Raw genomic sequence first — 25,255 nt, 5'->3', positions numbered from 1 at the left:
GGCAAAAAAGACATTTCTTGCCCACCGAGGTGTGAATGTCGAAGGGATACGGTCAGTCTCGCTCATTTCCAGTCAAATGCTGATTTGTTCAGCGTGTCCTTAAGTGCGGCAAAAGCGTCATGGCGAACCAAAAGAAAAATTCCCGCAAGCCATTGGGGGGGAAAGGGAGGCGTGTGAAAGGTGTATCGGTATCGGTCGTCAGATTGTCGAAAAAGTTTCCTGAGCAGCGATTTTACCGTGGGGAAATGACGGGCGTGGTCTTCAATTGCGCCAGAGGGGTTGAGTATCGAGGGTGAGGCAATGGCTGCGCCGCTGTTTGCAAGGGTGGCTAATAGCGTGGGAAAAGGGTTGTGGGGGAGTCGGAGGTCGGGGTTGAGGATCGCGAAGTATGGGGTGCGGCAATGGGCAAAAGCAGCATTGTGATTCGCACCAAACCCTTTGGGAGTGGAATTGAGGATTAGGGTGGTGCGGTGAGCTAGTGGCTGGGGGAGCGTGGGAATGGGTTCGGGGCGGTTGAGGGTGAGGATCAGGTGTTCTACTTCTGGACAGTCGGCAATGTCGGATAGGAGAGGGGGGAGCAAAGAGTGATGGCCATGGCTGACAATGGAGACCGTTACAGTCATGGTGCGCGCGATTATTTGGTGAGCTTCCGCCGCCAGGTGGTGCCGGTGGGGGTATCTTCGAGGATGATGCCGGCAGCGAGGAGCTGCGCGCGGATCGCGTCGGCGCGGGCGAAGTCGCGCGCTTTGCGGGCGGCGGCCCGTTCGGCGATGAGCGCTTCGATGGTTTCTGGAGTGAGGGGGAAGGTCAGGGGGGCGGACGAAACGGGGCCGGTGCTCGCGGCGCCTGAGGCACTCATGGGGGAGGGGCTAGCAGTGTTCGCGGAGCCCGTTGGATTGGAGCCGTAGGCGCCTGTGGCACTCATGGGGCCGACGTCAGCAGGGCTCGCGGCGTCCGTGGGATTGGAGCCTGCGGCACCCGCCGCGGTACTTGTGGGGTAGGCGCCGGCAGTACCCGTGCCTGCGGTTGGCGGTGTGGTTGGGTGGGGTTGCGCTGCCGATGCGCCAGGAGTGTGGGGGCGCTGGCTGGGCGCTGCTGTGGGTGGGGCTAGTTCTTTGTGGGGCGCGGTGGCCGCGGATGGGGAGGCGGTGAGCCCTTGCCGCCACGCAGGAAGGCCGGTGTAGAGGAGCCCGAGGAGTTCGGCGCTGGCCAGGAACGCGGCTTTGCGCTCCGGCGTGGGTTGGGCGCGCAGTTCTGCGGCGAGTTCGTGGAGCGCCGCAAGGGCTGCTGGGGTGTTGCAGTCGTTCGCCAGCGCGGCAACGACCGCTGGGTGGGCGCCAAGGCCCGGGAGTGTCGGAGCGAGGTTCGGGCCGTGGGTGGCGTCCCACGGGGTGTGGGTGGGGCCGAATCGTTGGGTGAGTTGCTCGATGCGCGTTTCGGTAAGGCCAATTGTGCGCCCCCATGCGGTGAGGTCGATTGCGGCGGGGGGGATTTGCGCGGTGCGCGCAAGGGTGGTGTAGAGGCGGTCGAGCGCGCGGGCGGCTTGCGCAAGCGCTTCGGGGGTGAAGTCGAGGGGTTTGCGGTAGTGGCCCGAAAGGAGTACGGCGCGGATCACTTCGCCCGGGTATTGGGCGAGGAGTTCGCGCACGGTGCGGAAGTTGCCGAGCGATTTGGACATTTTTTCGCCGGCGATGGTGAGGTAGCCGTTGTGCATCCAGTAGCGGGCGTATTCGGTGAGGCCGTGGGCGCAGCAGCCTTGGGCGATTTCGTTTTCGTGGTGGGGGAAGATGAGGTCTTGGCCGCCGCCGTGGATGTCGATGGGTAGCCCCAGGTGTTTGGCGATCATCGCGGTGCATTCGATGTGCCAGCCGGGGCGGCCGCGCCCCCACGGGGAGTCCCAGCCGGGGAGTTCGGGCGGGGAGGGTTTCCAGAGGACGAAGTCGGCAGGGTCTTTTTTGTACGGGGCGACTTCGACGCGGGCGCCGGCGATCATTTCGTCGCGCTGGCGGTGGGAGAGGCAGCCGTAGGAGGGGTCTGAAGGGACGTGGAAGAGGGCGTGCCCTTCGGTGATGTAGGCGTGGCCGCGGGCGATCAGCCGCTCGATGAGGGCGATCATTTCCGGGATGTGGTCGGTGGCGTAGGGTTCGACGTCGGGGGGAAGGGTGCCAAGCTGGGCGATGTCTTCGTGAAACGCTTGGGCGTAGCGTTCGGCGAGTTGCCGGATGGGGATGCCTTCGGTAGCGGCAGCGGCGTTGATTTTGTCGTCGACGTCGGTGATGTTGCGCGCGTAGCGGACGGTGGGGTAAGCAAGGCGCAGGAGGCGCACGAAGGTGTCGAAGACGACGACAGGACGGGCGTTGCCGATGTGGATGTAGTTGTAGACGGTGGGGCCGCAGACGTAGAGCGTGACGCGGTTGGGGTCGGCCGGGGTGAAAAGGCGGTCGCTGCGGGTTCGGGTGTCGTGAAGGGTGATCTGCATCGGCGTAACGGGCATGGGTGGGCAAAGCGGTTCGTGGGGGAGGGGTACGCGGCGCTGGCTCACGAAGGGTGGGCGCGGCGCTACCCGGCGCGCAGTTTTTCCATCCGTTCGTGGCGCTCTTGCGCTTCGATGGAGAGGGTGGCGGTGGGGCGCGCGAGGAGGCGTTTCAGGCCGATGGGCTCTCCGGTCTCTTCGCAGTAGCCGTAGGTGCCTTCGTCGATGCGTTTGAGCGCTTCGTCGATCTTTTTCATGAGTTTGCGTTCGCGGTCACGCACCCGCAGTTCGAGCGCTTGTTCTTCTTCGATGGTGGCGCGGTCGGTCCAATCCGGGGTGGCGACGTTCTCTTCCGCAAGGTGCTGCGTGGTTTGTTGCGCGTTTTCCATGAGTTTGCGCTTTTCTTCAAGGAGCAGCCAGCGGAAGAATGCACGTTGCCGTTCGTTCATGTACTCCTCTTCGGGCATCGCGAGGAGCTCTTCGACGGTGGGCAAATCGGCCGGTTTGTTGCTGAGGTCCATAGGGTTCTCCTCTTCCCGTTTGGTTGCGGGGTAAGGTGGGGATTGTACCTTATCTTTCGTGTCTCATTCAGATCAGGGCTTCAATGCCTTTGCGATCGAGCAAGTTGAGAAGTTTCTGGGAAGGACCGCTGGGGTGTTTTTCACCCTGTTCCCACTGGCGAACAGTGGATAAACTGGTGTTGAGTAACGACGCCAACACAGCTTGGCTGAGCTGGTAGCGATGACGCAGGGAGCGAATTTTTTCGCTGTCGTACTCGGGAATTGGCTCAAGACAGAGGGCGTCGTATTGGCGCATCTTACGCTGGTCGATAAATCCCAAGCGATACAGGTCTGTTGCTGTTTCGTGGACAGCTTCCAGGATTCGGCTTTTGGCTTTAGTTTTGGTTGTCATGACAAATCTCCTGTAGTGATCCGTCTTCTACCTCGACATCGAGCTCCTTGTCGGTGAGGGATAACAGATCTTGAGCAAGGGTCTGTAGCGCTTCTCTTTCTTCAGTGCTGATGTTGGCCCGCTCATTCTTCTCAAAACCGAATACGAAGAACCATAAATTGCTCTTGTTTGTGGCGACGAGTGTTCTGGCACCGCTCCGTTTGCCGCGACCTGCGAGTCCCACCCGCTTTTTGACCACTCCGCCGCCAAGGTCTGCGTCGATCAATCCCTGTGACATTTCGCGCACGGCGCTACATAACGCATCGTCGGTTAGCTCAGTCTTTCGCATCCAGCGACTGAAATGGCGGGTTTTGAAGACTCGTTGCATCGGTTAACTATAACACTTAGTGGTGCAGATGCTCAATTGGAGTCTTTGCGTTTCCGCGCAAAGACGTTGCGGCTCACGCCCAAGAGTTGCGCGGCCCGTTGCTTGTGTCCCTGGGTGTGGGCTAGGGCGGTAGCGAGAATGCAGGCGTCGAACGCTTCGCGCAGTTGGGTGTAGAGCGGGGTGTCCGGTGGGGTGGTTTCGGCTTGCGCGAGGAGGGTGCGAACCGTTTCCGCAAGCAGCGTTTGCCAGTTGGGGGCGGTGGGGTGGGGGCTGGGAAGGGTGGCGGCGAGCGCCGCTTGCCAATCGGGTGGCGTTGGGTGTGCAGAGGCGTTGGCTAGGGTGGGTGGTGCAGCCGGCTCGCGGGAAGAGGAAGGGTAGTGGGCGTCTGGGGGGGGTGCAGGGTGGGGGGTTGGTTGGTGGGGCGTTTCCAGCAGTGGTTGGTGAGCCGTTTCCAGCGGCGCTTTGAGCGGTGTTGCGGTCGCGGTGGCGGGGTGTCGAGCTGGGGGCTCGGGCGGAAAGGGGTGCGGGGTGGAATGCAGGGTGGGATACGGGGCGGGTTGCGGGGGGGATGGCCGGAACGTTTCGGGCAGATCTTCTGGGGTGACGGTGGCTGCTGGGGCCATCACGGTGAGCCAGTGGCAGAGGTTTTCGAGTTCGCGGACGTTTCCAGGGAAGGGGTAACGGGCCAGGCACGCGAGCGCTTCGGCGGTAAGCCGTTTGGGTTCGACGCCGAGTTGGTGCGCGGCGCGGCGCAGGAAGTGTTCGGCAAGAAGTGGGATGTCTTCTTGCCGGTCGCGCAACGGCGGTAGGGTGAGGCGGATGACGTTGAGGCGGTGGTAGAGGTCTTCGCGAAAGGTGCCTTCAGCGACTTTGGCGGCGAGGTTTTGGTGGGTGGCGGCGATGATGCGGACGTTGACTTTTTTGAGTTCTCGTCCGCCCAGGCGGTGGAATTCGCCCAGTGCCAGGACGCGCAGGAGCCGCGTTTGAAGTTCGAGCGGCATGTCGCCGATTTCGTCGAGGAAGAGGGTGCCGCCGTGCGCTTCTTCGAAGCGTCCGGGGCGGGCGGTGGTGGCGCCGGTGTAGGCCCCTTTTTCGACGCCGAAGAGTTCGGCTTCAAGGAGGTCGCGCGGGATTGCGGCGGTGTTGATCGCGACGAAGGGGCCGTTGGCGCGCGGGCTGTGGCGGTGGAGGGCGCGGGCGACGAGTTCTTTGCCGGTGCCGGTTTCGCCGATGATGAGGACGGTGGCGTGCGAGGTGGAGAGGCGGCCGATGGCGCGGTAGAGCGTTTGCATCGCAGGCGAAGCACCGATGAGTTCCGAGGGTGCCGCTACCGAGGGGGGCTCTTTGGCTGGTGCGGTGGCATCGCGAGTGGGCGCGGCGGTGGGGTGGGTATGGGGCGCGGGCGGGGCCGGGTCGAACGGTGCGAGGCGCTGTTGCGCGGTTTGCCAGGCGCGGGTGATCAGTGCGACGGCGTCATTGACGTCGAAGGGTTTGGGGAGGTATTCGAATGCGCCGACTTGGAAGGCGTGCACGGCGGCGTCGAGGTCCGAGTAGGCGGTCATGAGGAGCGCGACGAGTTCGGGGTGTTGGGTTTTGAGGGCGGTGACGAGGGCGTAGCCGTCGTATTCGGGCATGCGGACGTCGGTGACGAGGACCAGGGGCGGCGCGGTTTCGGCGGCGGCGAGCGCCGCTTTGGGGTTGGCGAAGGTGCGGTGGGGGAGCCCAGCGCGCGCAAGCGCTTTGTCCAGAACCCAGCGGATGGCGTCGTCGTCGTCGACGATCCAGATTTCGTGCGCGAGCGGGCGCAAGCGGGAGGCGGACGTCGCTGCGTTCGGAGCGGTCGAAGCGCTTGGCTGGGTCATCGGGGTTCCTCCGCGGACGGGACGTCGGGGATGGGCAGGAGCAGGGTGAAGGTGGTGCCGTTGGGGCCGGTGGTGAAGGTGATCGCGCCGCCGTGTTCGTGGGCGATCTCTTGCGCGATCGCAAGCCCTAGGCCGCTGCCGCCTGAGCGGTTGGTGACGAGCGGGTAGAAGAGGTGTTCTTTGAGGTCGTCGGGGATGCCAGGGCCGGTGTCACTGATGTCGATGCGGGCAGCGAGGCGCCACCGTTTTTTGCCGAGCGTGACTTGGCGGGCGATGCGAGTTTTGAGGGTGACGACGCCGTGGCCGTTCATCGCTTGCGCGGCGTTTTTGAGGAGGTTGAGAAGGAGTTGGACAAGCCGCGCGGAGTCGAGTAAAAGCGGCGGGATGCTGACGTCGTAGTCGCGTTGTAATTTGAGGTTGGGGTATTCGGCGGCGATGAGGCGCCGCGCCTGCTCCAACGGTTGGTGGAGATCCGTGGGGTGGAGGTGAATCTGTTGGTGGTTCGCGGTGAGGCGGGTAAGGAGCGCATGGAGCCGGTCGACTTCGCGGGCGATGACTTCGGCGTATTCGGCGTGTTGCGTGCCCGCCAGTTCGAGGGTGAGGAGTTGCGCCGCCCCTTTGATGCCTCCCAGCGGGTTTTTGATTTCGTGGGCGATGGTGCGGGCCATTTCGTGGATGGCGTGGTGGAGCCGCTCTCGTTGTTCGGCTTCGGTAGTAGCGCGCTGGCGGTCGACTGCTTTGAGTTCGATGAGGAAACCGGGGGGGGTGTGCCGCGGGCTGACGGTGAGGTCGGCGCGCCACGGGTCGCCGTCTGGCGGGGTGAGGAGGGTTTCGGTGGTGTAGAACCAGCCGGAACGGGCGGCGGCATCGAGCGCTTGGGTGAGGGCCGGGGCGTTGCCGAGCACGGCGGTGACCGGTTGGCCTGCGAGCTGTTTGCGGCTGCGGTTGAGGAGTTGTTCGGCCGCAGCGTTGGCAAACAAGATGCGTTGCGCGCGGTCGAGGAGGAGCACGGCGGTGGTAAGTTCGTCGAGCACGGCGGGGTTTGCCGCTGGTTGAGGAGGGGAATCAGCGAAGGCGGTCGAGTTCACGGCGAATCGCTTCGAGGTTGCGGCGGTGGCGTTCGATGCGCGGCTGGAGCAGGGTTTTGCCGTCGGCCGACGCGGTTTGGTGTTCGCGCAGTAGCCGTTCGAGTTGCGCGGCTTCTTGTTCGTATTCGTGTTGCAGGATGCGGTGGCGCAGATCGTCACGAGGAGTGAGGCGGGTGGTGTCTGGGTGCGAGGGCGGTGGCGTTACGCTTGGCAAGGATGCCGACGGGCGGGGCGAGGTAGTGGTAGGCGCTACGGTGAGTCTTTGGCACCGTTTGCCCCGGGTGGTTTTGACGTCGTTGGTGTAGAGGGTTTCGCCCGCTTCGGTCTGGCACTTCCAGAGTGCCGCATGGGCGGGAGGTGCGGCGGCGGCAAGGGCGAGCGCCAAGAGGAGTGCGATGGCCAGCGGGTGGGTGTGCGCATTGGAGCAACAGCGCATGGGGGTGCGCGAAACGGGATGCGGGAAGATAGATCCCAGTGGGGTAGCGGGGTGACACCGCCGCGCGGCGGGTGTGGCCGCGCGGGGTGTTGGGAAAAGGTCCCCAGCTTTGGTTGCCCTTTTGCTCACACGCTGTAGTACATGTCGAATTCCACCGGGTGGGTGGTCATGCGCAGCCGCTGCACCTCTTCCATCTTGAGGTCGATGTAGGCGTCGATGAAGTCGTTGGAGAAGACGCCGCCCCGAGTGAGGAATTCGCGGTCTGCGTCGAGCGCTTCGAGCGCTTGGTCGAGGCTGTGGCAGACGGTGGGGATCTTCGCGTCCTCTTCCGGTGGCAGGTCGTAGAGGTTTTTGTCTGCCGGGTCGCCCGGGTGGATTTTGTTTTGCACGCCGTCGAGCCCCGCCATGAGGAGCGCGGCAAACGCCAGGTAGGGGTTCGCGGAGGGGTCGGGGAAGCGCGCTTCGATGCGGCGCGCTTTGGGGCTAGCGACATAGGGAATGCGGATCGACGCCGAGCGGTTGCGGGCCGAGTAGGCGAGTTTCACCGGCGCTTCAAAGTGGGGCACCAACCGCTTATAGGAGTTGGTGGTGGGGTTGGTGAGGGCGTTGAGCGCACGGGCGTGTTTGATGATGCCGCCGATGTAGTAGAGCGCGAATTCGGAGAGCCCGGCGTAGCCGTTCCCGGCAAAGAGGTTCTGGCCATCTTTCCACACCGACTGGTGGACGTGCATGCCGCTGCCGTTGTCGCCGACGATCGGTTTCGGCATGAAGGTGGCGGTTTTGCCGTATTGGTGCGCGGTGTTGTGGACGACATATTTGAGGGTCTGCGTCCAGTCGGCGCGGCGGGTCAGGGTGTTGAATTTGGTGCCGATTTCGCACTGGCCGGCGTTGGCGACTTCGTGGTGGAAGACTTCGACGGGGATGCCGATCGCTTCAAGGGTGAGCACCATCGCAGCGCGCAGGTCGTGCAGGCTATCGACCGGCGGGACGGGGAAGTAGCCCCCTTTGACGCGCGGCCGGTGCCCTTTGTTGCCCCCTTCGAATTTTTCTGCGGTGGCCCAGGCGGCCTCTTCGGAGAAGATTTTGAGGTAGGAGCCAGACATGTCGACCGACCATTCGACCGAGTCGAAGATGAAGAATTCGGGTTCGGGACCGAAGTAGGCGGTGTCCCCAAGGCCGGTCGATTTGAGGTAGGCTTCGGCGCGTTTGGCGATCGAGCGTGGGTCGCGGTCGTACCCTTTGCCGTCGGCGGGTTCGATCACGTCACAGGTAAGCACCAGCGTGGTCTCTTCGAAGAAGGGGTCGATGTACGCGGTGGCCGGGTCGGGGAGCAGGATCATGTCGGAGGCTTGGATCCCTTTCCAACCGGCGATCGAGGAGCCGTCGAAGGGTTGCCCGGTTTCGAAGAGCTCTTCTTTGAAGATGCTCACCGGAATGGTGGTGTGGTGCTCTTTGCCGCGCATATCGGTAAAGCGCAGGTCGACGAAACGGACGTCGTTTTCCGAGACAAGGCGCATGACATCATCAACGTTCATGAAGGGCTCCTAAAGAGGTGAGAGAAAAACGGAAAAAAGAGTGGGTATCTTTCAAGCAAAGATTGTGCCACTTTTTGGCGCAAGCAGAGGCGGCGGATTGGGCCCTGTTTTGGGGCCCGGTGGATGGTATTTGGTGCAACATTTGCATTATTTTGGTGCATTGTTGCACGATTCTGGTGCAAGCGCAAGGTACCAGCGCACCGATTGGATGCAAGGGGTTAGGCGACACAGTAGGGTTGCTACTTCTTGGCGGCGCGCGGGGTCGTCGACGAACGGGCGCAACGCATCGGGGACGGGATGGGGTAGGAACAGGTCGAGTTCGCACCGCCCGTTGAGGTAGTGAATCTGGAGCCATTCGGTGGCGAACGCGGGAAAGCCGAGAGCATGGCGCACCGCAGCGAGGAGTTCGGCCCGTTCTGGTGCGGGCCCGTGCGCGGGGGCGTCGGGGGCTTGGTCCGGTTCGTGGTCGATGTGGATGGTGACGTCGCCGATTGCGAGTGCGTGTTCGTCGTGGAAACGGGTTTTGAGGCGGGCGATGACTTTTTCGGCGACGCGGTGCCCTTCGGAGACGGTAAGCCGCGGCGCCACTTGGACGTGGGCATCGACCAGCGCCTGGTGGCCCATGCGACGGGTACGCAATTCATGGAGGTCGACGACGCCAGGGGTGGTGCGGATCGCTTCGGCAATCGCGGCGACCTGCTCGGGTTCGAGCGCGGTATCGATGAGTTCGGTAAGCGCGCGGTAGGCAAAGCGCACGCCCATCGACGCGATGAGGAACCCGACGATCGCTGCGGCGATCGGCTCGAGCGCCGGGTAGCCGACGAGGCTTGCGCCGATGCCAAGCGCGACCACAAGCGACGAGGCGGCGTCCGAGCGGGCGTGCCACGCTGCTGCAACGAGCACTGGCGCGTTGAGCCGCTTTCCTTGCCGTTTGAGCCAGTGATAGAGCCCCTCTTTGCTGGCGAGCACGAGGAGGGCGACGACAAGCGCCGGGTAGGTGACCGCCGGGAGCGTTTCGGTGTTTTGCAAGCGTTGCGCAGCGGCCCAGACGAAGCCGCCGCCGACGCCGACGAGGACCGCCCCAAGCGCAAGGCTTGCCACCGTTTCCAACCGACCGTGGCCGTAGGGGTGGTCGGCGTCGGGCGGGGCGCCGGCGCGACGGCTCGCCCACGCGATCAGCGCGTCGGTGGTGAGGTCAGCAAGGGTGTGGAACGCGTCGGCAACCAAGCTGAATGCGTTGGCAAACAACCCGACTGCGATCTGGAGGAGCGCGAGCGTGGCGTTCGTTGCCATGGCGGTGACGCTGGCGCGCGCGACCTTCTGGCTGCGTGGGGTTGGGCCGATGGTGGGCGTTGCCGCGGGGGGTGGGGTTTGAGAAGGTTTTTCCCTGGGCGCAGTCTCTTTTTCAGGAGCAGGATTCGGGGGTATGATCGGGTGCGACACAGTAGGAGGCAACGATGAGCGAACTGCACGACATTTTAGCAGCGGCGGGGCGGCGGCGCACGGAACTGGGGTTGCCGTATGCCGGAGCGCTCACACCGCCTGAGGCGTACGCGGTCTGGCGCGGGATACCCGGCTCAGTACTTGTCGATTGTCGGACACGCGCCGAATGGGATTGGGTGGGACGCGTGCCCGGCGCAGTGGAGATCGAGTGGGTGACCTACCCGGAGATGACGCTGAACCCCCATTTTTTGACCCAATTGCGCCGACAGGTCGACCCGGAGGCGGTGGTGCTCTTTTTGTGCCGCTCTGGGGCGCGGTCGCACCATGCGGCGAGCGCTGCGGCGGCGGCCGGGTATGCAAGCGCTTATAATATTTTGGAAGGTTTCGAAGGCGACAAAGATGCCGAAGGCCATCGCGGCACCGTGGGGGGGTGGAAATTCCACGGGTTGCCGTGGCTTTCGCCGTAACGCGAGGACAGTGTGATGCGTGCATTCGAGCAGACGCTGGAGCCGGCTGTCGAACCGGAAAATTTGGGGGGCGAGGTGATTCCGTTCGCGGAATTCGCTCATTTGAGCGACGCGGCGTGTCACGATCGGATCGTCGCGGCGCGCAAGCGTCTGGGTAGCGACGCGGTGATTTTGTGTCACCACTATCAACGGGCCGACGTCTATCGTCATGCCGACCTCACCGGCGATTCGTTGAAGTTGGCGCGGTTGGCAGCGCAGACCGATGCGCGGTATATCGTCTTTTGTGGCGTCCATTTCATGGCCGAAGTGGCCGATATTTTGAGTAAGCCCCAGCAGGTGGCGATTCTGCCCGACCTTTCTGCCGGTTGCTCGATGGCCGATATGGCCGACCTGCCCAAGGTGACCCGCGCGTGGCGCGAATTGGGCGAGGTGTTGGGCGACGACCCGGAACAGACCTACACACCGGTGACCTATATCAATTCCGCGGCCGACCTGAAGGCGTTTTGTGGGCAACATGGCGGGATCGTGTGCACCTCGACCAACGCGCCGCAGATCGTCGATTGGGCGCTCAAGGAGCGGCCGAAGCTCCTCTTCTTCCCGGATCAGCATCTGGGGCGATGGACGGGTTATAAGCGCGGGATTGCGCTCGAGAAGATGAAGGTGTGGGACCCCGATCTGCCCTATGGGGGGCTGACCCCAGAGGCGATTCGCGATGCCGAGATTCTGCTGTGGAAAGGACACTGTTCGGTGCATCAGATGTTTACGCCGCAGCAGATCGACCGCTGGAAAGCGAAGTACCCCGATGGCTTCGTGATTGCGCACCCGGAGTGTTCGCTCGAGGTCTGCTTGAAGTCCGACTATGTCGGGAGCACCGAATTCATTCAGAAGACGATCCGCGAAGCACCGCGGGGCACGAAGTGGCTGGTGGGGACCGAGCTCAACCTGGTGAGCCGCCTGGCCGAGGAGATGGCGGCTGAAGAGAAGGTGGTCCATTTCATGGGCGGGGTGGTGTGCATGTGTTCGACGATGCAGCGCATCGACCCGCAGCATCTGGCGTGGACGTTGGCGAATCTGGCCAACGGGGTCGTGGTGAACCGCATCCAGGTACCGGAGTCCGTGGCGCACTGGGCACGGGTGGCGCTGGATCGGATGCTGGCGGTCGGTTGAGGTTGCCGAACGCGGTGACGCCACCAACCGTTTCGGTTCTGACCTACAACATCCACAAGGGGTGGGCGCCGTGGCGCACGCGGGTGACGATTGCGGCGATGCGCGAGGCGTTGCGCGCCGTGGCACCCGACTTCGTGTTGTTGCAGGAGGTGCGCGGGGCGCTCTTCGATCCCGAGCGGGCTGCGCGCGAGCACGTGCCGCAACACCGCTATTTGGCGGAAGGGGCGTGGCCGTATGTGGCGTACGGGGCAAACCGCTTCACCGTGGCGGGGCACCATGGCAATGCGGTGCTTTCGCGTTTTCCGATCGTGGCGCAGCGTAACCACGATCTCTCGGCTGCGCCGCGGTGGGAGTCGCGTGGGGCGCTCGAAGTGGTGGTGGCAATGGGCGCGCAGCGCGTGCATCTCTTTTCCCTTCACTTGGGGTTGCGACACCGTTGGCGCCAATGGCAGTTGGCGCGGCTGCGCGAGCTGGTGGCCGCTGTGCCGGAGGGGCGGCCGGTGATCGTCGGTGGCGATTTCAACGATTGGGAGCGTGCCGCGTGCCTGCGTTTCGCGGCGCCGTTGGGGTTGCAGCGGGTGGATGCGGGGTTGAAGCGGCCGTTACGCACCTATCCGGCGCGTGGGTGGCGGTTTGGCCGCCTCGACCGGCTTTATGTGCGTGGGTTCGCCGTACTCGATGCGCAGGTGTTGCGACGCGCGCCGTGGTCGCGGCTCTCCGACCATCTGCCGCTGTTGGCGCGGCTGGCGTGGGTGGCGTAGGCGGTTGGTTGTGACGATTGCGCCGTTTCGTTCCGGGCACCAGGTAACGCTGCTGGAAAATGGGGCGGCGTTCTTCCCGGCGCTCATCGCGGCGATCGACCGCGCACAGGTCGAGTTCTGGCTGGAAACCTATATTTTCGAGGTCGACGAGGTCGGTTCCGCAGTGATCGCGGCGCTGGTGCGCGCGGCGCAGCGCGGGGTGATGGTGCGCCTTCTGGTCGACGGTTTTGGCAGTCTCGAATTCGTTCGTGACCATGCCGAGCGCTTGCGTGCTGCGGGCGTGGCGGTGCAGGTCTATCGGCCACTGGCGTCTGGCGGGCGGTGGTGGCGTCCGAACCGGATGCGGCGTTTGCACCGCAAATTGGCGTGTCGCGACGGGGTGGAGGCGTTCGTTGGCGGGATCAATATCGTTTCAGATTTTCGACGGCAACCTGAGCCAAACCCCCGCTATCCGCGTTGGGATTTCGCCGTGCGGTTGGAAGGGCCAGTGGCTGCGGAGGTGCGCGCTGCGATGGCGCGGTTGTGGCGGCTGGTGGCGTGGGCGTCGCGGCGGGGGCGGGTGGTGGTGCCGCGCGATCCGCCGTTTGCGGTAGCTCAAGCGGGGCCGCATCGCGCGGCGTTGGTGTTGCGCGATTCGTTTCGCCACCGGCATGCGATCGAGCAGAGCTATCTCAACGCGTTGGCGACCGCGCAGCAGGAGGTGTGGATCGTCTGTGCCTACTTTTTCCCAGGGCGGCGCTTTCGCCGTGCGCTGGAGGCGTGCGCGCAACGGGGGGTGCGGGTGCGTTTGGTGTTGCAAGGTCTTTCGGATCATCCCATCCTGCACTACGCCACCCGCTCCCTCTATCCGTGGTTGCTGGAAAATGGGATCGCGCTTTACGAATACACCCGCGCGATGATGCACGCGAAGGTGGCGGTGGTCGATGACCGGTACGCGACGGTGGGGTCGAGCAATATCGATCCGTTCAGCCTGTTTCTGGCGCGCGAGGCGAACGCGTGGGTGGACGATCCGGCGTTGGCTGAGGAGCTGCGGCAGCGCATCACGCAGGCGGTGGCGGAAGGGGCCGAGGCGCTGACGCTGGAGCGGGTGCGGCGGCTGCCGTGGTATCAGCGGATGGCGAGCTGGGTGGTGCTCTGGGGGGTGCGGCTGGCGATCGGCTGGGCGGGCATTCGTCGCGAGATGGAGGGGTGATTGGGTTACAATCGTTGCGTCTCGTCGCAGAAGGGAAGGGTTATGTTTTCGCTCACTGGTTCGATCGTGGCAATCGTCACGCCGATGTTGCCTGATGGGGCGATCGATTGGACCCGCTTCGATGCGCTGATCGATTGGCACATCGCGGAAGGGACCGATGGGATCGTGGTGGTGGGGACGACTGGGGAGTCGCCCACCGTGTCGTTCGATGAGCACGTGCAGTTGATCGAACGGGCGGTGAAGCATGCGGCAGGCCGGATTCCGATCATCGCGGGCACGGGCGCGAACAGCACCGAGGAGGCGATCTTTCTGGCGCGTGCGGCGAAACGTGCCGGGGCGGATGCCCACCTTTCGGTGGTGCCTTATTACAACAAGCCGACCCAAGAGGGGCTATACCGCCATTTTCGCGCGATTGCCGAAGCGGTGGATCTGCCGCTCATTCTCTACAACGTGCCGGGGCGGACGGTGGCGGATCTCAGCAACGACACCGTGGTGCGTCTGGCCGAGATTCCCAATATCGTCGGGATCAAGGATGCGACGGGGAGTATCGACCGCGCGTACGATCTCTTCGAGCGGGTGCCGGACGGATTCCTCTGTTACACCGGCGATGACCTGACTGCGTTGCCGTTCCTGCTTTTGGGCGGCAAAGGGGTGATTTCGGTCACGGCGAACGTGGCGCCGCGCGCGATGCACGAGATGTGCGTGGCGGCAATGAGCGGCAACGTGGCCGAGGCGGTGGCGATCAACCAGAAGCTCTTGGGGCTGCATCGGGCGCTTTTCTGTGAGGCGAACCCGATTCCGGTGAAGTGGGCGTTGGCGCAGATGGGGCGAATCGCCGACGGGATTCGGCTGCCTTTGACGCCTTTGAGCAGCAGCAATCAGGAGCGGGTGCGCGCGGCGTTGGCGCGTGCGGGTATCGCGGTAGGCGCGTGAGTTTGGTTGGAAAGGAAGCGCAAATGGCGCAACAGGTGGTGGCGAGTGGGACGTGCGGCGTGAGCGCGGCGAAAACGGTAGCGCAGTGTGGTGCCGGTGTGGCGACAACTGCGGCGCGGTCCGGTCAGGGGCGCGGTACCGTGCAGCGCTGGGGAGTGGGGCTCCTTGCGGGGCTGTTGGGCGCTGCGGTGAGCGGCTGTTCGTCGTTTTCGCCGAACGAGTGGCTGGAGAAAAAGAGCGAGATCGATTACAAGAGCGAAAAGCGCTTGGAGCGGCCGCTCGAGGTGCCGCCCGATCTGATCAATCCGGCGCAAGGGGAGCGCTTCCAGTTGCCGACGCGGCGTGGTGCGACCTCGCTCTTGGCGTATCAGAGCGAGCGGGTGCAGCCAGGGAGCGCGGCGGCAGCGGCGGCATCTGGGGTGTTGCCGGAGCAGCCGGGGATGCGCATCGAGCGGGCTGGCGATACCCGCTGGTTGGTGGTGCAGGCTGCACCCGATCAGTTGTGGCCGAAATTGAAGGACTTTTGGCAGCAGCTTGGGTTCACGTTGGCGGTGGAACGCCCCGATTTGGGGGTGATCGAGACCGATTGGGCCGAGAATCGGGCGAAGATTCAAGACGACATCATCCGCCGCACCCTTGGCAAGGTGTTCGATTCGCTCTATTCCACCGGTGAGCGGGACAAATTCCGTACCCGGATCGAGCCGGGGAAAAATCCGGGCGAGGTCGAGGTCTATATCTCGCACCGCGGGATGGTCGAGGTCTACGATTCGGCGCAGAAGGATCACACGGTTTGGCAGCCGCGTCCGGCGGATCCGGAGCTCGAGGCGGAGATGTTGCGTCGATTGATGGTTTTCCTTGGGGCGCAGGAAGAGGCGGCGAAACGGATGGTAGCTGGTGCGGTTTCGCAAGAGCGCGCGCTGCTCCATCTCGATGGTCAGCGGGCGGAACTCGAGCTGCGTGATGGCTTCGACCGGGCGTGGCGGCGCGTGGGGTTGGCGCTCGACCGGCTGGGCTTTTCGGTGCTGGAGCGCGATCGCCGCGCGGGTACCTACCTTGTGCGCTACGACGATCCGGCGGTGGTGGCCGAGGAGGAGCGCAAGAGCTTCTGGTCGCGGCTGGCGTTTTGGCGTGACGACAAGAGGCCGAAACTCAACAGCGAATACCGGGTGCGCGTAGTGGGCGCGGGCGAGCAGAGCCGCGTGGTGGTGCTCGACGAGTCAGACAATGCGGTGAACGACGCCACCGCGAAGCAGATCTTGGAAATGCTCTACGAAGAGCTGCGTTGATGGGTAAAGCGCGTTCGTCTGCGACCGCGCCGGTCGAGCGCGCGGCGGTGGCGTCGCTTGACCTCGAGGGGCGGGGGGTCGCGCACGTCGATGGCAAGGCGGTTTTCATCAGCGGGGCGTTGCCCGGGGAGGTGGTGCGTTTCGTCCGTACCCGTGAACGGGCCAGTTACGCGCAAGGCGAATTGGTTGCGGTGGAGCGGGCTTCGTGTTGGCGGGTGACGCCGCGCTGCCCCCATTTCGGGGTGTGTGGCGGGTGCGCGATGCAGCATTTCGATGCCTCCGCGCAGGTGGCTGCGAAACAGCGGGTGCTGGAAGACACGCTCTGGCATATTGCGCGGGTGCGCCCGGAGCAGGTGTTGCCGCCGCTTTACGGGCCGTACTGGGGGTATCGCCATCGGGCGCGCATCGGCGCACGACTGGTGCCGAAGAAGGGGGGGGTGCTTGTCGGTTTCCGTGAACGGAATTCGAGTCATATCGCCGATATGCGCTCCTGCCACGTGTTGCCGCAACGCGTCTCGGTGCTGTTGCCCGAGCTGCGGCGGTTGATCGGTGGGTTGTCTTGTCCCGATCGGATTCCGCAGATCGAGTTCGCAGCAGGCGACGATGGGACGATCGTACTGGTCTTTCGCCATCTGGTGCCCTTGACGGCGCAAGATGAAGCGATGTTGGCCGCGTTTGGCCGCACCCATGAGGTGGCGGTCTGGGTGCAACCGGGTGGGCCGCAGACGATGGCGCCGCTCACCGCCGCGGATGACCGGACGTTGGCATATCGCCACCCGGAATTCGACGTCACGCTGACCTTTTTGCCGAGCGACTTCACCCAGGTGAATCCGCAGATCAACCGGGCGTTGGTACGGCGGGCTGTACAGTGGTTGGCGCCGCAGGCTGGAGAGCGCGTGGCCGATTGGTTCAGCGGTTTGGGCAATTTCACGCTGCCGATCGCGCGTTCGGGCGCGACCGTGGTCGGGGTGGAAGGTTCCGAAACGATGACGCAACGCGCTGCGGCGCTGGCGGACGCGCATGGGCTGGGCGGCAATACGGCATTTTATAGCGCGAACCTCTTCGAGATGACCGAAGCGGCGCTCGCGGGGTTCGGTCGCTTCGATAAATGGCTGCTCGATCCACCACGCGATGGCGCGGCGGCGTTGGTGAAGGCGATCACCCCCGAGGTGGCGCCCACCCGCATCGTCTATGTCTCCTGCCATCCGGGGACGTTGGCGCGCGACACGGCGATCTTGGTGCACGAAAAAGGCTATCGTCTTGTGGCAGCGGGGATTGCGAACATGTTCCCGCACACGGGGCATGTGGAGTCGATGGCGGTTTTCGAGCGTGCGTAAGGGGTGTGCATCTCGGGCGCCGGTCGTTGGAAGTGGCGGGCGGCGGTAGATTCTGCTCTGGTTAAACCGCTCTATGAGTCGGCGCTGGGTGCGGCACCTTGATCCCAAACGCGGTGAAAGCGTTGCAGGCGCGGACGGTAGGTGCCGACTTCGAGCCGCACGCTGATGCCGGGCGCGGCAAGGGTTTCGGAGAGCATCGAGACCGAATCACTGGTGATCGCGCGTTGGGTGGTGAGCGCGAGGATCGCGAGGTAGGGGTTTTCCCCTTCGCCGGTAAAGGGGGGTGGACTCCCAGGGCAAATTGCGGCCAGGGACTGAGCAAGCCACGCTCGGGTAGCAGCGGGGGTGCGCCGGGCGGTGGTGGCAAAGAGCGTGGCGCCTGCGGCGCGTGCCTGTTCCAGCCAGGCTCGAATCGCTGTTCGCGCCAGCACTTCGTCCCATTGGACCGAGCGGCTGGGGCCGCCAACGACCAGTCCCCACCACGGTTTGGGGTAGGGCGCCCATTTCGGTTGCCAAATGGCCGCGACGTGTGCGAGCCGTTCCGGGGTGATGCGGTGTAGCGCCAAGGGGGTGGGGACGACGTTCGCGCCGCGGATCGGGTCGTGGGCGGGGGCGACGATGAGGTCGAACTGAGCGCAGAGCGTGCGCGGGTCTTGGACGTAGATGACTTTGGGCCGGGTGGGGGCGGCGCGTTTGAGCCACAGGACAGGTGCGATCACGCGACGGCCGCACGCGACGATGAGCCGGGGTGGCGCAGGGGTGTCTGTTTGCGGCCACGCGTGGAGCGCGGGTAAGTCGAGCGCGTGCGGCGAGGCGCACTCTGCTTGTTGCGGTGGGCCTTCCAGGTAGCGGCACAAGGTTTGCCAAGCGGTGGCAAATGGCGTGGTGTCGCGGCGGCGCGGGAGCGCGTGGCGGAGCAGCCAGGTGAGCAGCAGCGCGCAGGCAGGCCAGCGGCGCCAGGGCGGCGCCAAAGGCCACACCCATTCGGTATAGGGGGTATCGAGCGCTTCAGCAAGGCCAAGCGCCTGCGCCCGCATGCCCGCTTCGCCGCTGGTTACGACCCAGAGCGGTGTGTGCCCGCGAAACGGGGTGAGCGCCGCGAGGAGTTTTGGATCCGCGGTAGCGCGGTAGCCCTGCCATTGGGGGGCTGCAGGGATGAGCGTCATGGGTTGGACAACGTCAGCCGCCGCGGTTGGGGAAGAGCCGCCAAAGCAGGAGGAGGATCGCCCCCATTTGGCTGAGCCAGAAGAGAAAGCTCCATTTGATGAGCGATGCCTTGCTTTCGGCAATCGCGGTCAGGGTTTCGCTGCGGGTGCGTTCGGAAGCTTGAACGATTTCGAGGCGAACTTGCTCGATCTCTTTGGTGAGTTTGAGCTCGGTGGCTTTGAGTTCGGAGCGGACTTGCTCGACTTCGAGGCGGACCTGCTCGATCTCTTTGGTCAGGTCGAGACGAACCTGCTCGATCTCTTTGGTGAGCTTGAGCTCAGTGGTTTTGAGTTCGGTACGGACTTGCTCGACTTCGAGCCGAACCTGCTCGATCTCTTTGGTGAGTTTGAGTTCGGTTTCTGAGAGGTGGCGGGTGGTCACCAGGTAGTCGAGGTGGGGGTAGCGGTTTTCGAGCGCTTCGAACGCTTCCGCAATGATGCGGGCGCGGGCGGTTTCGTCGGGTGCCAGACGCAGTTTTTCGTAGAGGTCGATTACGGAGGTCATCGCGGTAACGGTGTGCGGGAGGCTGTGACGCCAATTATAGCCACTCTGGGGAAAAGTAGTGACGTCACACTGGGGAAAAGTGGTGCAGTGCCGCGAAAGGGTGCGGTGCGTGAGCGGAAGAACGCGGCGGGTTGCTAGGTGGAAGCGGTGCGCGTGGCGTTCGGGGCAGTTGCGGCCAGGAGTTGCGCGTAGCGGGAGCGGTTTTGCGAGAGCGTTGCGTGGGTTCCGGTTTCGACGACGCGGCCCGCTTCCAGAACGACTATGGTGTCGGCGCGTTCGATGGTCGAGAGGCGGTGGGCGATGACCAGGAGGGTGGTGTGGTGGCGCAGTTGCTCTAGCGCTTCGTGCACCGCGGCTTCCGTTTCGCTGTCGAGCGCCGAGGTAGCTTCGTCCAAAATGAGGAGTGGGGCGCGTTTGAGGAAGGCGCGCGCCAGCGCGATCCGTTGGCACTGACCGCCCGAGAGCTGTGCGCCATTTTCTCCGATCGGGGTATCGATGCCGTGCGGCAGTGGTGCGACGAATTCCCAGGCGTGCGCCGCTTTGAGTGCGGCGATGATCGCGTCGCGGGTCACCGGTTCGTTACCGACGCCGAGCGCGACGTTTTCCGCGATGGTCCCAGCGAGCAGGACCGGGGCTTGCGGGACGTAGGCGATCTGGCGGCGCAGCGCCGCACGTTGCCATTCGGGAAGCGGTACGCCGTTGAAGGTGATCGTTCCGGAAGTGGGGTCGGCAAAGCGTAGCAGCAGTTGGACGAGGGTCGATTTTCCGCTTCCAGAGCGTCCGATGAGCGCGGTGAACTGATTGGGGCGCAGTTCGAACGTGATCGTTTCCAGGGCGAGCGTGGCGGCGTTGGGATAGCGATAGGAGACGTGGTCGAACGCGACGTGGGCGCCGCGACGAGGTGTGGCGTCGAGAAGTGTTGCGGCAGCTACGGGGGGTGTGGACGCGTTGGGTGTGTGCCGGTCGAGAACCGGGGCTGGGGCGAGCGCGTCGGCAGCAGCGCTGGGGGCGCGCGGGTCGGCGGCGAAGGTGGGGGGAGGGGAAACCGTTGATGCGGCTGCGGGTGGTGGCGCTGAATGGGGCGGCGCGTAGTGGCCCGTTTCGGGTTCGGGCGGGGTGTCGAGGAGCTGGAACGCGCTTTCAGCGCCCGCAAGGCCGCGCGCGAAGCGGCTGCCGACTTCCGAGAGTTGCCGCAACGGTTTGGGCAGGAGTCCCGCGGCCGAGACGTAGGCGACCAGTTCGCCGACGGTGGCGTCGCCACGCAGTTGCAGGACGAGCCAGAGCACGACGCCCATCGCGGTGAAGGTGAGGAGCTGGGTGAACGCAGTTTGCCGAGCGGCGATGCGCGCAAGACGCTGTTGTCGCGCCTCTTCGGCGTTGTTCGCGGCAGCGAACCGTTCTTGGATGCGGGTTTCTGCGCCGAACGCGCGCAGGTCGGAGATTGCGCGCACCGTTTCGGTGGCAAGCCCGGTGAGTTCGCCAACGGCTTCTTGCAGTGCCCGTGCCGCTTGGCGCAGCCGTTTTTGGGTGTGGCGTACCACGAGCGCGATGAGCGGCAGGACGATGAGGAGCGCAAGCGTCAACCGCCAGTTCGACCACAGGAGGTAAAGGAGGAGCGCGAGCACGGTGAGTCCTTCGCGGACCAATACGCGCACCGCGTCGGTGACCGCGGTGGTGGTCATCGTGACGTCGTGGGTGAGGCGCGAGATGGTTCGGCCGCTGTCGTGGTCGCGAAAGTAGGCGATGGGAAGCGTCAGGAGATGGGCGAAGAGGTCGCGGCGCAGGTCATGGACGACGCCCGCAGCGACCTTCGCCATGCCGTATTGGCCCAAGAAGGTGCCGATTCCTTGCCACAGCGCGACGGCAACGAGAATGAGGGGAATCCACGGCAGCAGGTTGACGCTTTCACCCCAAGGCAGGGTGACGCGCGCGAGTTGCGGGTCGGTAAGCCCGTCGACGAAGTATTTGAGGGCAACCGCAAGCATCGGCTGACCGCTGGCAAAGAGCAGGAAGCCGACGAGGGCGATCGCCCACGCACCGTAGTAGGGGCGGACGTAGCGCCACAAGCGGCGGTAGAGGGCGAGGTCGCGATCGGGGACGGCGTTCAATGGGCTTCGTCCCAGTTGGCGCCGATGCCGACGTCGACGACGAGCGGTACGGCGAGCGGTTCGATCGCAAACGCTGCCGCGTGGCGGTCGGCAACGCCTTCCATCTGTGTTTTGACGAGGTGCGCGACCGCCGCGCATTCGGCTTCCGGCGCTTCGATGAGGAGTTCGTCGTGCACTTGCAGGACGATGCGCGCGTGGGGGTGGCGTTCAGCGAGCGCTGCGGCGAGGTCGATCATCGCGAGTTTGATGAGGTCCGCCGCGGTGCCTTGCATCGGGGCGTTGATCGCGGCGCGTTCGTCGGCGGCGCGCACACCGGCGTTGCGGGAATGGATGTTGCGCAGCCACAGTCGGCGGCCGAAGAGGGTTTCGACGTAGCCTTGCTGTCGCGCCTGTTCGCGGGCGCGTTCCATGTAGCGGTGCACGCCGGGGTAGCGGGCGAAGTATTGCGCGATGTAGGCTTCGGCCGCTTTTTTCGAGAGACCGAGCGAGCGCGCAAGTCCTGGGGCGCCCATGCCGTAGATGAGTCCGAAGTTGATGGTTTTCGCCAGGCGCCGTTCGTCGGCAGTGACCGCGTCCGGTGCTTTGCCGAGGAGTTCGGCGGCGGTGTGGCGGTGGATGTCTTCGCCGTGGCGAAACGCAGCGATCAGCGTTTCGTCGCCGGAGAGGTGGGCCATGATACGCAGTTCGATTTGCGAGTAGTCGGCGGAAAGGAGCCGGTAGCCCGGTTCGGCGACGAAGGCGCGGCGAATGGCGCGCCCTTCGTCGGTGCGTACGGGGATGTTCTGCAGGTTGGGTTCCGAAGAGGAGAGTCGCCCGGTGACGACCGCCGCTTGTGAGAAGGTGGTATGGACGCGGCCGGTCTTGGGGTCGACCATGCGCGGGAGTTTGTCGAGGTAGGTGTTCTTGAGTTTTGCCAGCCGCCGGTGTTCAAGGAGTGTGGCGATGAGCTGATATTCCCGCGTGCTGGGGTCGAGCCGTTCGGCTAAGAGCGCAAGCGCCTCTTCGCTGGTGCTCGCCTGGCCGGTCGCGGTCTTTTTCGGGGGTTTGAGGCCAAGTTCCGCGAAGAGGAGTTCGCCAACCTGTTTGGGGGAGGCAAGGTTGAAGGGGCGGCCCGCGAGTTTCGCGGCGCGGGTTTCGCATTCCGCGATTTCGGCGGCGAACCGTTCCGATTGGGCGGCCAACTGCGCGGTGTCGATTTTGACGCCCGCCGCTTCGATGGCGGTGAGCACTGGGACGAGCGGTCGTTCGATCCGGGTATAGACTCGGTTGCGCTTGGCGTCGGCTTCGAGTTGCGGGCGCAGGTGGTGGTAGAGCCGCCAGGTGAGGTCGGCGTCTTCGGCTGCGTAACGGGTGGCGACGGGGAGTTCGACGTCGGCAAACGAGATCGCTTGTTTGCCTTTGCCGCAGACCGCTTGGTAGGTGAGGGGACGAAGGTGGAGTTCGCGTTCGGCAAGACGGTCGAGGTCGTGTTCGCGGTCGCTGGCGAGCACGTAATCGATGAGCATCGTGTCGTCCGGTGTTCCGGCAACCGGCATGCCGTGGGCGGCCAGAACGTGGAGGTCGAATTTGGCGTTTTGCGCGACTTTGGGCGCCAATGCGTTGGCAAACCACGGGGCGAGCGCGGCGCGAACCGCATCGCGCGGCAGTTGTTCGGTCGCTTCCAGGCTGCGGTGCGCAAGCGGGAGGTAGCAGGCGTCTCCTTCGGCAAAGGCGAACGAGATGCCGACCAACGCGGCGTTGCGGGCGTCGAGGCTGGTGGTTTCGGTGTCGAACGCAACGACCGCTTGGGACGCGGCGGCGGCCTGTAGCCGGTGAGCGAGGGCGTCGAGCGCTTCTGGGGTGGTGATGGTGCGATACCGGGCACGGCGCAGTTCGGCGGTTTCGGATGGCTCGAGCGCCGGTTCCGGCAGGTGGTGGGCGGTCTCCTGGTGAAGGGTGCCGTGCGCCGCGCTGGTTTCACGGGGAACCGCGTCAGCAGCGGTGGCGTCGGGGTTGGTTGAGGGGTGGGCGGAGGTTTCGCTGCCGGAAGGGGCAGGGTTGGTATCGGAAGGGTGGAGCGCGGCGCCAAGGTGCGCTTCGAACTGTTTGGCGAGGGTGCGGAATTCGAGACGTTCGAACCAACGGCTGAGGGCGGGCCAGTCGACGGGGCGGGTGGCGAGGTCGTCGAGGGTGAAGGGCAGCGTGAGATCGCGTTTGACGGTGGTGAGTTCGCGTGCTTTGGGGAGCCATTCGCGCGCGGCACGGAGGTTTTCACCCACCTTGCCGCCGATTTCGTCCGCATGGGCGATGAGTTCGTCGAGCGTGGCGTATTGGTTGAGCCATTTCGCAGCGGTTTTGGGGCCACAGCCTGCGACGCCGGGGATGTTGTCGACGCTGTCACCGACGAGCGCGAGGTAGTCGGGGATTTGTGCTGGCGTGACGCCGAATTTGGCGACGACGCCTGCTTGGTCGAGCGTTTCGTTGCGCATGGTGTCGACCCAGAGGACACCGGGAGCAACGAGCTGGGTAAGGTCTTTGTCGCCGGTGGCGATCACGACTTCCCACCCGCGGGCACGCGCTTGCGTAGTGAGGGTGGCGATGACGTCGTCGGCCTCGACACCTGGCTCGACGATCAGTGGCCAACCCATGAGGGGGACGAGTTGGTGGAGCGTTTCGATCTGGGCTGCGAGCGCTTCCGGCATCGGCGGGCGGTGGGCTTTGTATTCGGCAAAGAGTTCGTCGCGGAACGTGGGCCCGGGGGCGTCGAAAACGCACGCGCGGTATTCGGCAGGGAAGCGGGCTTCGAGCTTGGTGAGCATGGTGACGACGCCGCGGATCGCGCCCGTGGGTTCGCCTTGGGCGGTGCGCAGGTCGGGCAGCGCGTGGAAGGCACGGTAGAGGAAGCTGCTGCCGTCGACGAGTACGAGCCGGGTCATGAGTCTTCTCGCGTCACTCTCTTTTTGCTGGCCGTTAGGGTAGCATAGCGGTTGTCGAAGAGGAGTGATGCGGACGATGTCGCTGCGAGACAAGGTGCCTGTCGGGGTCGATGATCCCAAAGATATCATGGAGAATGGCCGCGAGGCGTGGCGGTTGTTGGGGATTTTGTCCGAATTCGTCGAAGGGGCCGAGCGCCTCTCGCCGATTCGCCCGGCAGTTTCGATGTTCGGCAGCGCACGGCTGGCACCGGAGCATCCTTATTATCAGTTGGCCGAGCGCATCGCACGCAAACTCTCCGATGCGGGATTTGCGGTGATTTCCGGCGGTGGGCCGGGGATCATGGAGGCGGCGAACAAAGGGGCTTTTTTTGGCCGCAGCCCGTCGGTTGGGCTCAATATCCAGTTGCCGCACGAACAGCACGCCAATCCTTATCAGGATGTTTCGCAAACGTTCCGCCATTTCTTTGCGCGCAAGTACATGTTCGTGCGTTTTGCGTCGGCGTACGTGGTGATGCCCGGGGGGTTTGGGACGCTCGACGAGCTCCTGGAGGTGATGACGTTGATCCAGACCGGGAAGAGCCGCCGGATTCCGGTGATTTTGGTGCATCGCCCGTTCTGGCAAGGGTTTTTGGATTGGCTCGAAGCGAAGCTCGCGGGAGAGGGGATGATCGACCCGGACGATCTGCTGATTGCGCAAGTGATCGATGATCCCGATGCGATCGTCGCGGCGATTTTCAAACATTACGAGACCCGTGGCTTCGAACCGTTGCCGCACGAGCGGCAGTTGATGTTGCAGTTGTGAGGGAGTATTCCAATGCGGACTGGGAAAGTATGGATGGTGGGCGCGTTGCTGGCGATCGTGGGCGCATGGCAGGGGGCTGTGGCCCAAATGGCGCAGGATGGACAGCAAAGCGAGCGCGGAGCCGAGCGCGATGTGGGGGATCGTGGCCGTAGCGCGCCGCCCATTTTTGCCGACGCGCCGCCACCCCCGGTGATTCCCGGGCCGATCACCGAAGAAGATCTGGTAGAACCCGAGGTGGTGATTCGGCAGGAAGGGGAGAATACGGTGACCGAATACCGTGTGGGCGGTAAGGTGTATCTGATGAAGGTGGTGCCTGCACGCGGTGAGCCCTACTATTTGGTGGATAAGAGCGGGGATGGCACCTTCGAACGGCTGCCGGGCGGCGCGCATATTGCGCCACCGATGTGGGTGATCAAGCAGTGGCGGTGAGGCGGTGCGCGGTGACGGTTTCGGGTTGGGAT

Annotated in this window: 22 protein-coding genes and 2 pseudogenes; 9 read left to right on the top strand and 15 right to left on the bottom strand. The window is 64.4% G+C overall.

The window, feature by feature from the left end:
• Positions 1-62: 62 nt before the first annotated feature.
• The 11 genes and pseudogenes from KUL93_RS08000 to KUL93_RS07955 all read right to left on the bottom strand — a co-directional run bounded on the left by KUL93_RS08000 (position 63) and on the right by KUL93_RS07955 (position 9,966).
• Positions 63-623 (bottom strand): glycosyltransferase, encoded by a 561-nt coding sequence (locus tag KUL93_RS08000; protein WP_217126545.1) that lies wholly within the window; start codon positions 621-623, stop codon positions 63-65.
• Positions 624-634: 11 nt separating this feature from the next.
• A pseudogene (locus tag KUL93_RS11810) lies at positions 635-784 on the bottom strand (CysS/YqeB C-terminal domain-containing protein); the annotation flags it as partial.
• Positions 785-1,153: 369 nt separating this feature from the next.
• Positions 1,154-2,479: pseudogene (cysS, locus tag KUL93_RS07995) on the bottom strand (cysteine--tRNA ligase); the annotation flags it as partial.
• Between the two features lie 80 nt (positions 2,480-2,559).
• Positions 2,560-2,994, bottom strand: coding sequence for an RNA polymerase-binding protein DksA (gene dksA, locus KUL93_RS07990; RefSeq protein ID WP_249419364.1), 435 nt, complete (start codon positions 2,992-2,994; stop codon positions 2,560-2,562).
• A gap of 67 nt (positions 2,995-3,061) precedes the next feature.
• The gene (locus tag KUL93_RS07985; RefSeq protein WP_217126543.1) at positions 3,062-3,385 is read right to left on the bottom strand and encodes a helix-turn-helix domain-containing protein; all 324 of its coding nucleotides are present in this window, start codon (positions 3,383-3,385) and stop codon (positions 3,062-3,064) included.
• Positions 3,369-3,752 carry a type II toxin-antitoxin system RelE/ParE family toxin gene (locus KUL93_RS07980; RefSeq protein WP_217126542.1) on the bottom strand — a complete coding sequence of 128 codons (384 nt, stop codon included), beginning with the start codon at positions 3,750-3,752 and terminating at the stop codon, positions 3,369-3,371. Before KUL93_RS07980 ends, KUL93_RS07985 begins: the two co-directional genes overlap by 17 nt.
• 32 nt (positions 3,753-3,784) lie before the next feature.
• The gene (locus tag KUL93_RS11595; protein ID WP_217126541.1) at positions 3,785-5,614 is read right to left on the bottom strand and encodes a sigma 54-interacting transcriptional regulator; all 1,830 of its coding nucleotides are present in this window, start codon (positions 5,612-5,614) and stop codon (positions 3,785-3,787) included.
• A complete protein-coding gene (glnL, locus tag KUL93_RS07970) occupies positions 5,611-6,702 on the bottom strand; it encodes a nitrogen regulation protein NR(II) (protein WP_217126540.1) in 1,092 nt (363 codons plus the stop codon). Before glnL ends, KUL93_RS11595 begins: the two co-directional genes overlap by 4 nt.
• Positions 6,680-7,138 (bottom strand): DUF4124 domain-containing protein, encoded by a 459-nt coding sequence (locus KUL93_RS07965; protein WP_217126539.1) that lies wholly within the window; start codon positions 7,136-7,138, stop codon positions 6,680-6,682. Before KUL93_RS07965 ends, glnL begins: the two co-directional genes overlap by 23 nt.
• A gap of 125 nt (positions 7,139-7,263) precedes the next feature.
• A complete protein-coding gene (glnA, locus tag KUL93_RS07960; RefSeq protein WP_217126538.1) occupies positions 7,264-8,673 on the bottom strand; it encodes a type I glutamate--ammonia ligase in 1,410 nt (469 codons plus the stop codon).
• Positions 8,674-8,820: 147 nt separating this feature from the next.
• Positions 8,821-9,966, bottom strand: coding sequence for a cation diffusion facilitator family transporter (locus KUL93_RS07955; protein WP_217126537.1), 1,146 nt, complete (start codon positions 9,964-9,966; stop codon positions 8,821-8,823).
• Positions 9,967-10,130: 164 nt separating this feature from the next.
• Between KUL93_RS07955 and KUL93_RS07950 the strand changes: the two genes are divergently transcribed.
• From KUL93_RS07950 to rlmD, 7 genes are read left to right on the top strand one after another with little or no spacing between them, the layout of a single operon-like run.
• Positions 10,131-10,583, top strand: a complete 453-nt coding sequence (locus KUL93_RS07950; RefSeq protein WP_217126536.1) for a rhodanese-like domain-containing protein — start codon at positions 10,131-10,133, stop codon at positions 10,581-10,583.
• A 15-nt stretch (positions 10,584-10,598) separates the two neighbouring features.
• A complete protein-coding gene (gene nadA / locus KUL93_RS07945) occupies positions 10,599-11,750 on the top strand; it encodes a quinolinate synthase NadA (protein WP_217126535.1) in 1,152 nt (383 codons plus the stop codon).
• 14 nt (positions 11,751-11,764) lie between these two features.
• Positions 11,765-12,511 (top strand): endonuclease/exonuclease/phosphatase family protein, encoded by a 747-nt coding sequence (locus KUL93_RS07940; RefSeq protein WP_170141342.1) that lies wholly within the window; start codon positions 11,765-11,767, stop codon positions 12,509-12,511.
• A gap of 10 nt (positions 12,512-12,521) precedes the next feature.
• On the top strand, positions 12,522-13,703 hold the full coding sequence (clsB, locus tag KUL93_RS07935) for a cardiolipin synthase ClsB (RefSeq protein WP_217126534.1): 1,182 nt from the start codon (positions 12,522-12,524) through the stop codon (positions 13,701-13,703).
• Positions 13,704-13,745: 42 nt separating this feature from the next.
• Positions 13,746-14,636, top strand: a complete 891-nt coding sequence (gene dapA, locus KUL93_RS07930; RefSeq protein WP_119335878.1) for a 4-hydroxy-tetrahydrodipicolinate synthase — start codon at positions 13,746-13,748, stop codon at positions 14,634-14,636.
• Between the two features lie 23 nt (positions 14,637-14,659).
• The gene (gene bamC / locus KUL93_RS07925; protein WP_217126533.1) at positions 14,660-15,922 is read left to right on the top strand and encodes an NlpB/DapX family lipoprotein; all 1,263 of its coding nucleotides are present in this window, start codon (positions 14,660-14,662) and stop codon (positions 15,920-15,922) included.
• Positions 15,922-17,259, top strand: a complete 1,338-nt coding sequence (rlmD, locus tag KUL93_RS07920) for a 23S rRNA (uracil(1939)-C(5))-methyltransferase RlmD (RefSeq protein WP_217126532.1) — start codon at positions 15,922-15,924, stop codon at positions 17,257-17,259. Before bamC ends, rlmD begins: the two co-directional genes overlap by 1 nt.
• 71 nt (positions 17,260-17,330) lie before the next feature.
• Here the strand turns inward: rlmD and KUL93_RS07915 are convergent, their stop codons facing one another.
• From KUL93_RS07915 to polA, 4 genes are all read right to left on the bottom strand, one after another.
• Positions 17,331-18,425: a mitochondrial fission ELM1 family protein gene (locus KUL93_RS07915; RefSeq protein WP_217126531.1), complete on the bottom strand. Its 1,095-nt coding sequence runs from the start codon at positions 18,423-18,425 to the stop codon at positions 17,331-17,333.
• A 13-nt stretch (positions 18,426-18,438) separates the two neighbouring features.
• The gene (locus KUL93_RS07910) at positions 18,439-18,969 is read right to left on the bottom strand and encodes a hypothetical protein (protein WP_217126530.1); all 531 of its coding nucleotides are present in this window, start codon (positions 18,967-18,969) and stop codon (positions 18,439-18,441) included.
• Between the two features lie 134 nt (positions 18,970-19,103).
• Positions 19,104-21,077, bottom strand: a complete 1,974-nt coding sequence (locus KUL93_RS07905) for an ABC transporter ATP-binding protein (protein ID WP_217126529.1) — start codon at positions 21,075-21,077, stop codon at positions 19,104-19,106.
• A complete protein-coding gene (gene polA, locus KUL93_RS07900) occupies positions 21,074-23,992 on the bottom strand; it encodes a DNA polymerase I (RefSeq protein WP_217126528.1) in 2,919 nt (972 codons plus the stop codon). The genes KUL93_RS07905 and polA overlap by 4 nt, the downstream gene beginning before the upstream one ends.
• 76 nt (positions 23,993-24,068) lie before the next feature.
• On the opposite strand from polA, the gene KUL93_RS07895 reads away from it, so the two are divergent.
• Positions 24,069-24,794 carry an LOG family protein gene (locus KUL93_RS07895; RefSeq protein ID WP_119335871.1) on the top strand — a complete coding sequence of 242 codons (726 nt, stop codon included), beginning with the start codon at positions 24,069-24,071 and terminating at the stop codon, positions 24,792-24,794.
• Positions 24,795-24,806: 12 nt separating this feature from the next.
• Positions 24,807-25,223, top strand: a complete 417-nt coding sequence (locus KUL93_RS07890; RefSeq protein ID WP_217126527.1) for a DUF2782 domain-containing protein — start codon at positions 24,807-24,809, stop codon at positions 25,221-25,223.
• The last annotated feature ends 32 nt before the right edge of the window (positions 25,224-25,255 follow it).

Origin of the sequence: Hydrogenophilus thiooxidans (genome assembly GCF_019049855.1) — a bacterium.
GTDB lineage: Bacteria > Pseudomonadota > Gammaproteobacteria > Burkholderiales > Rhodocyclaceae > Hydrogenophilus > Hydrogenophilus thiooxidans.
This window is presented reverse-complemented; position numbering and strand designations above follow the sequence as displayed.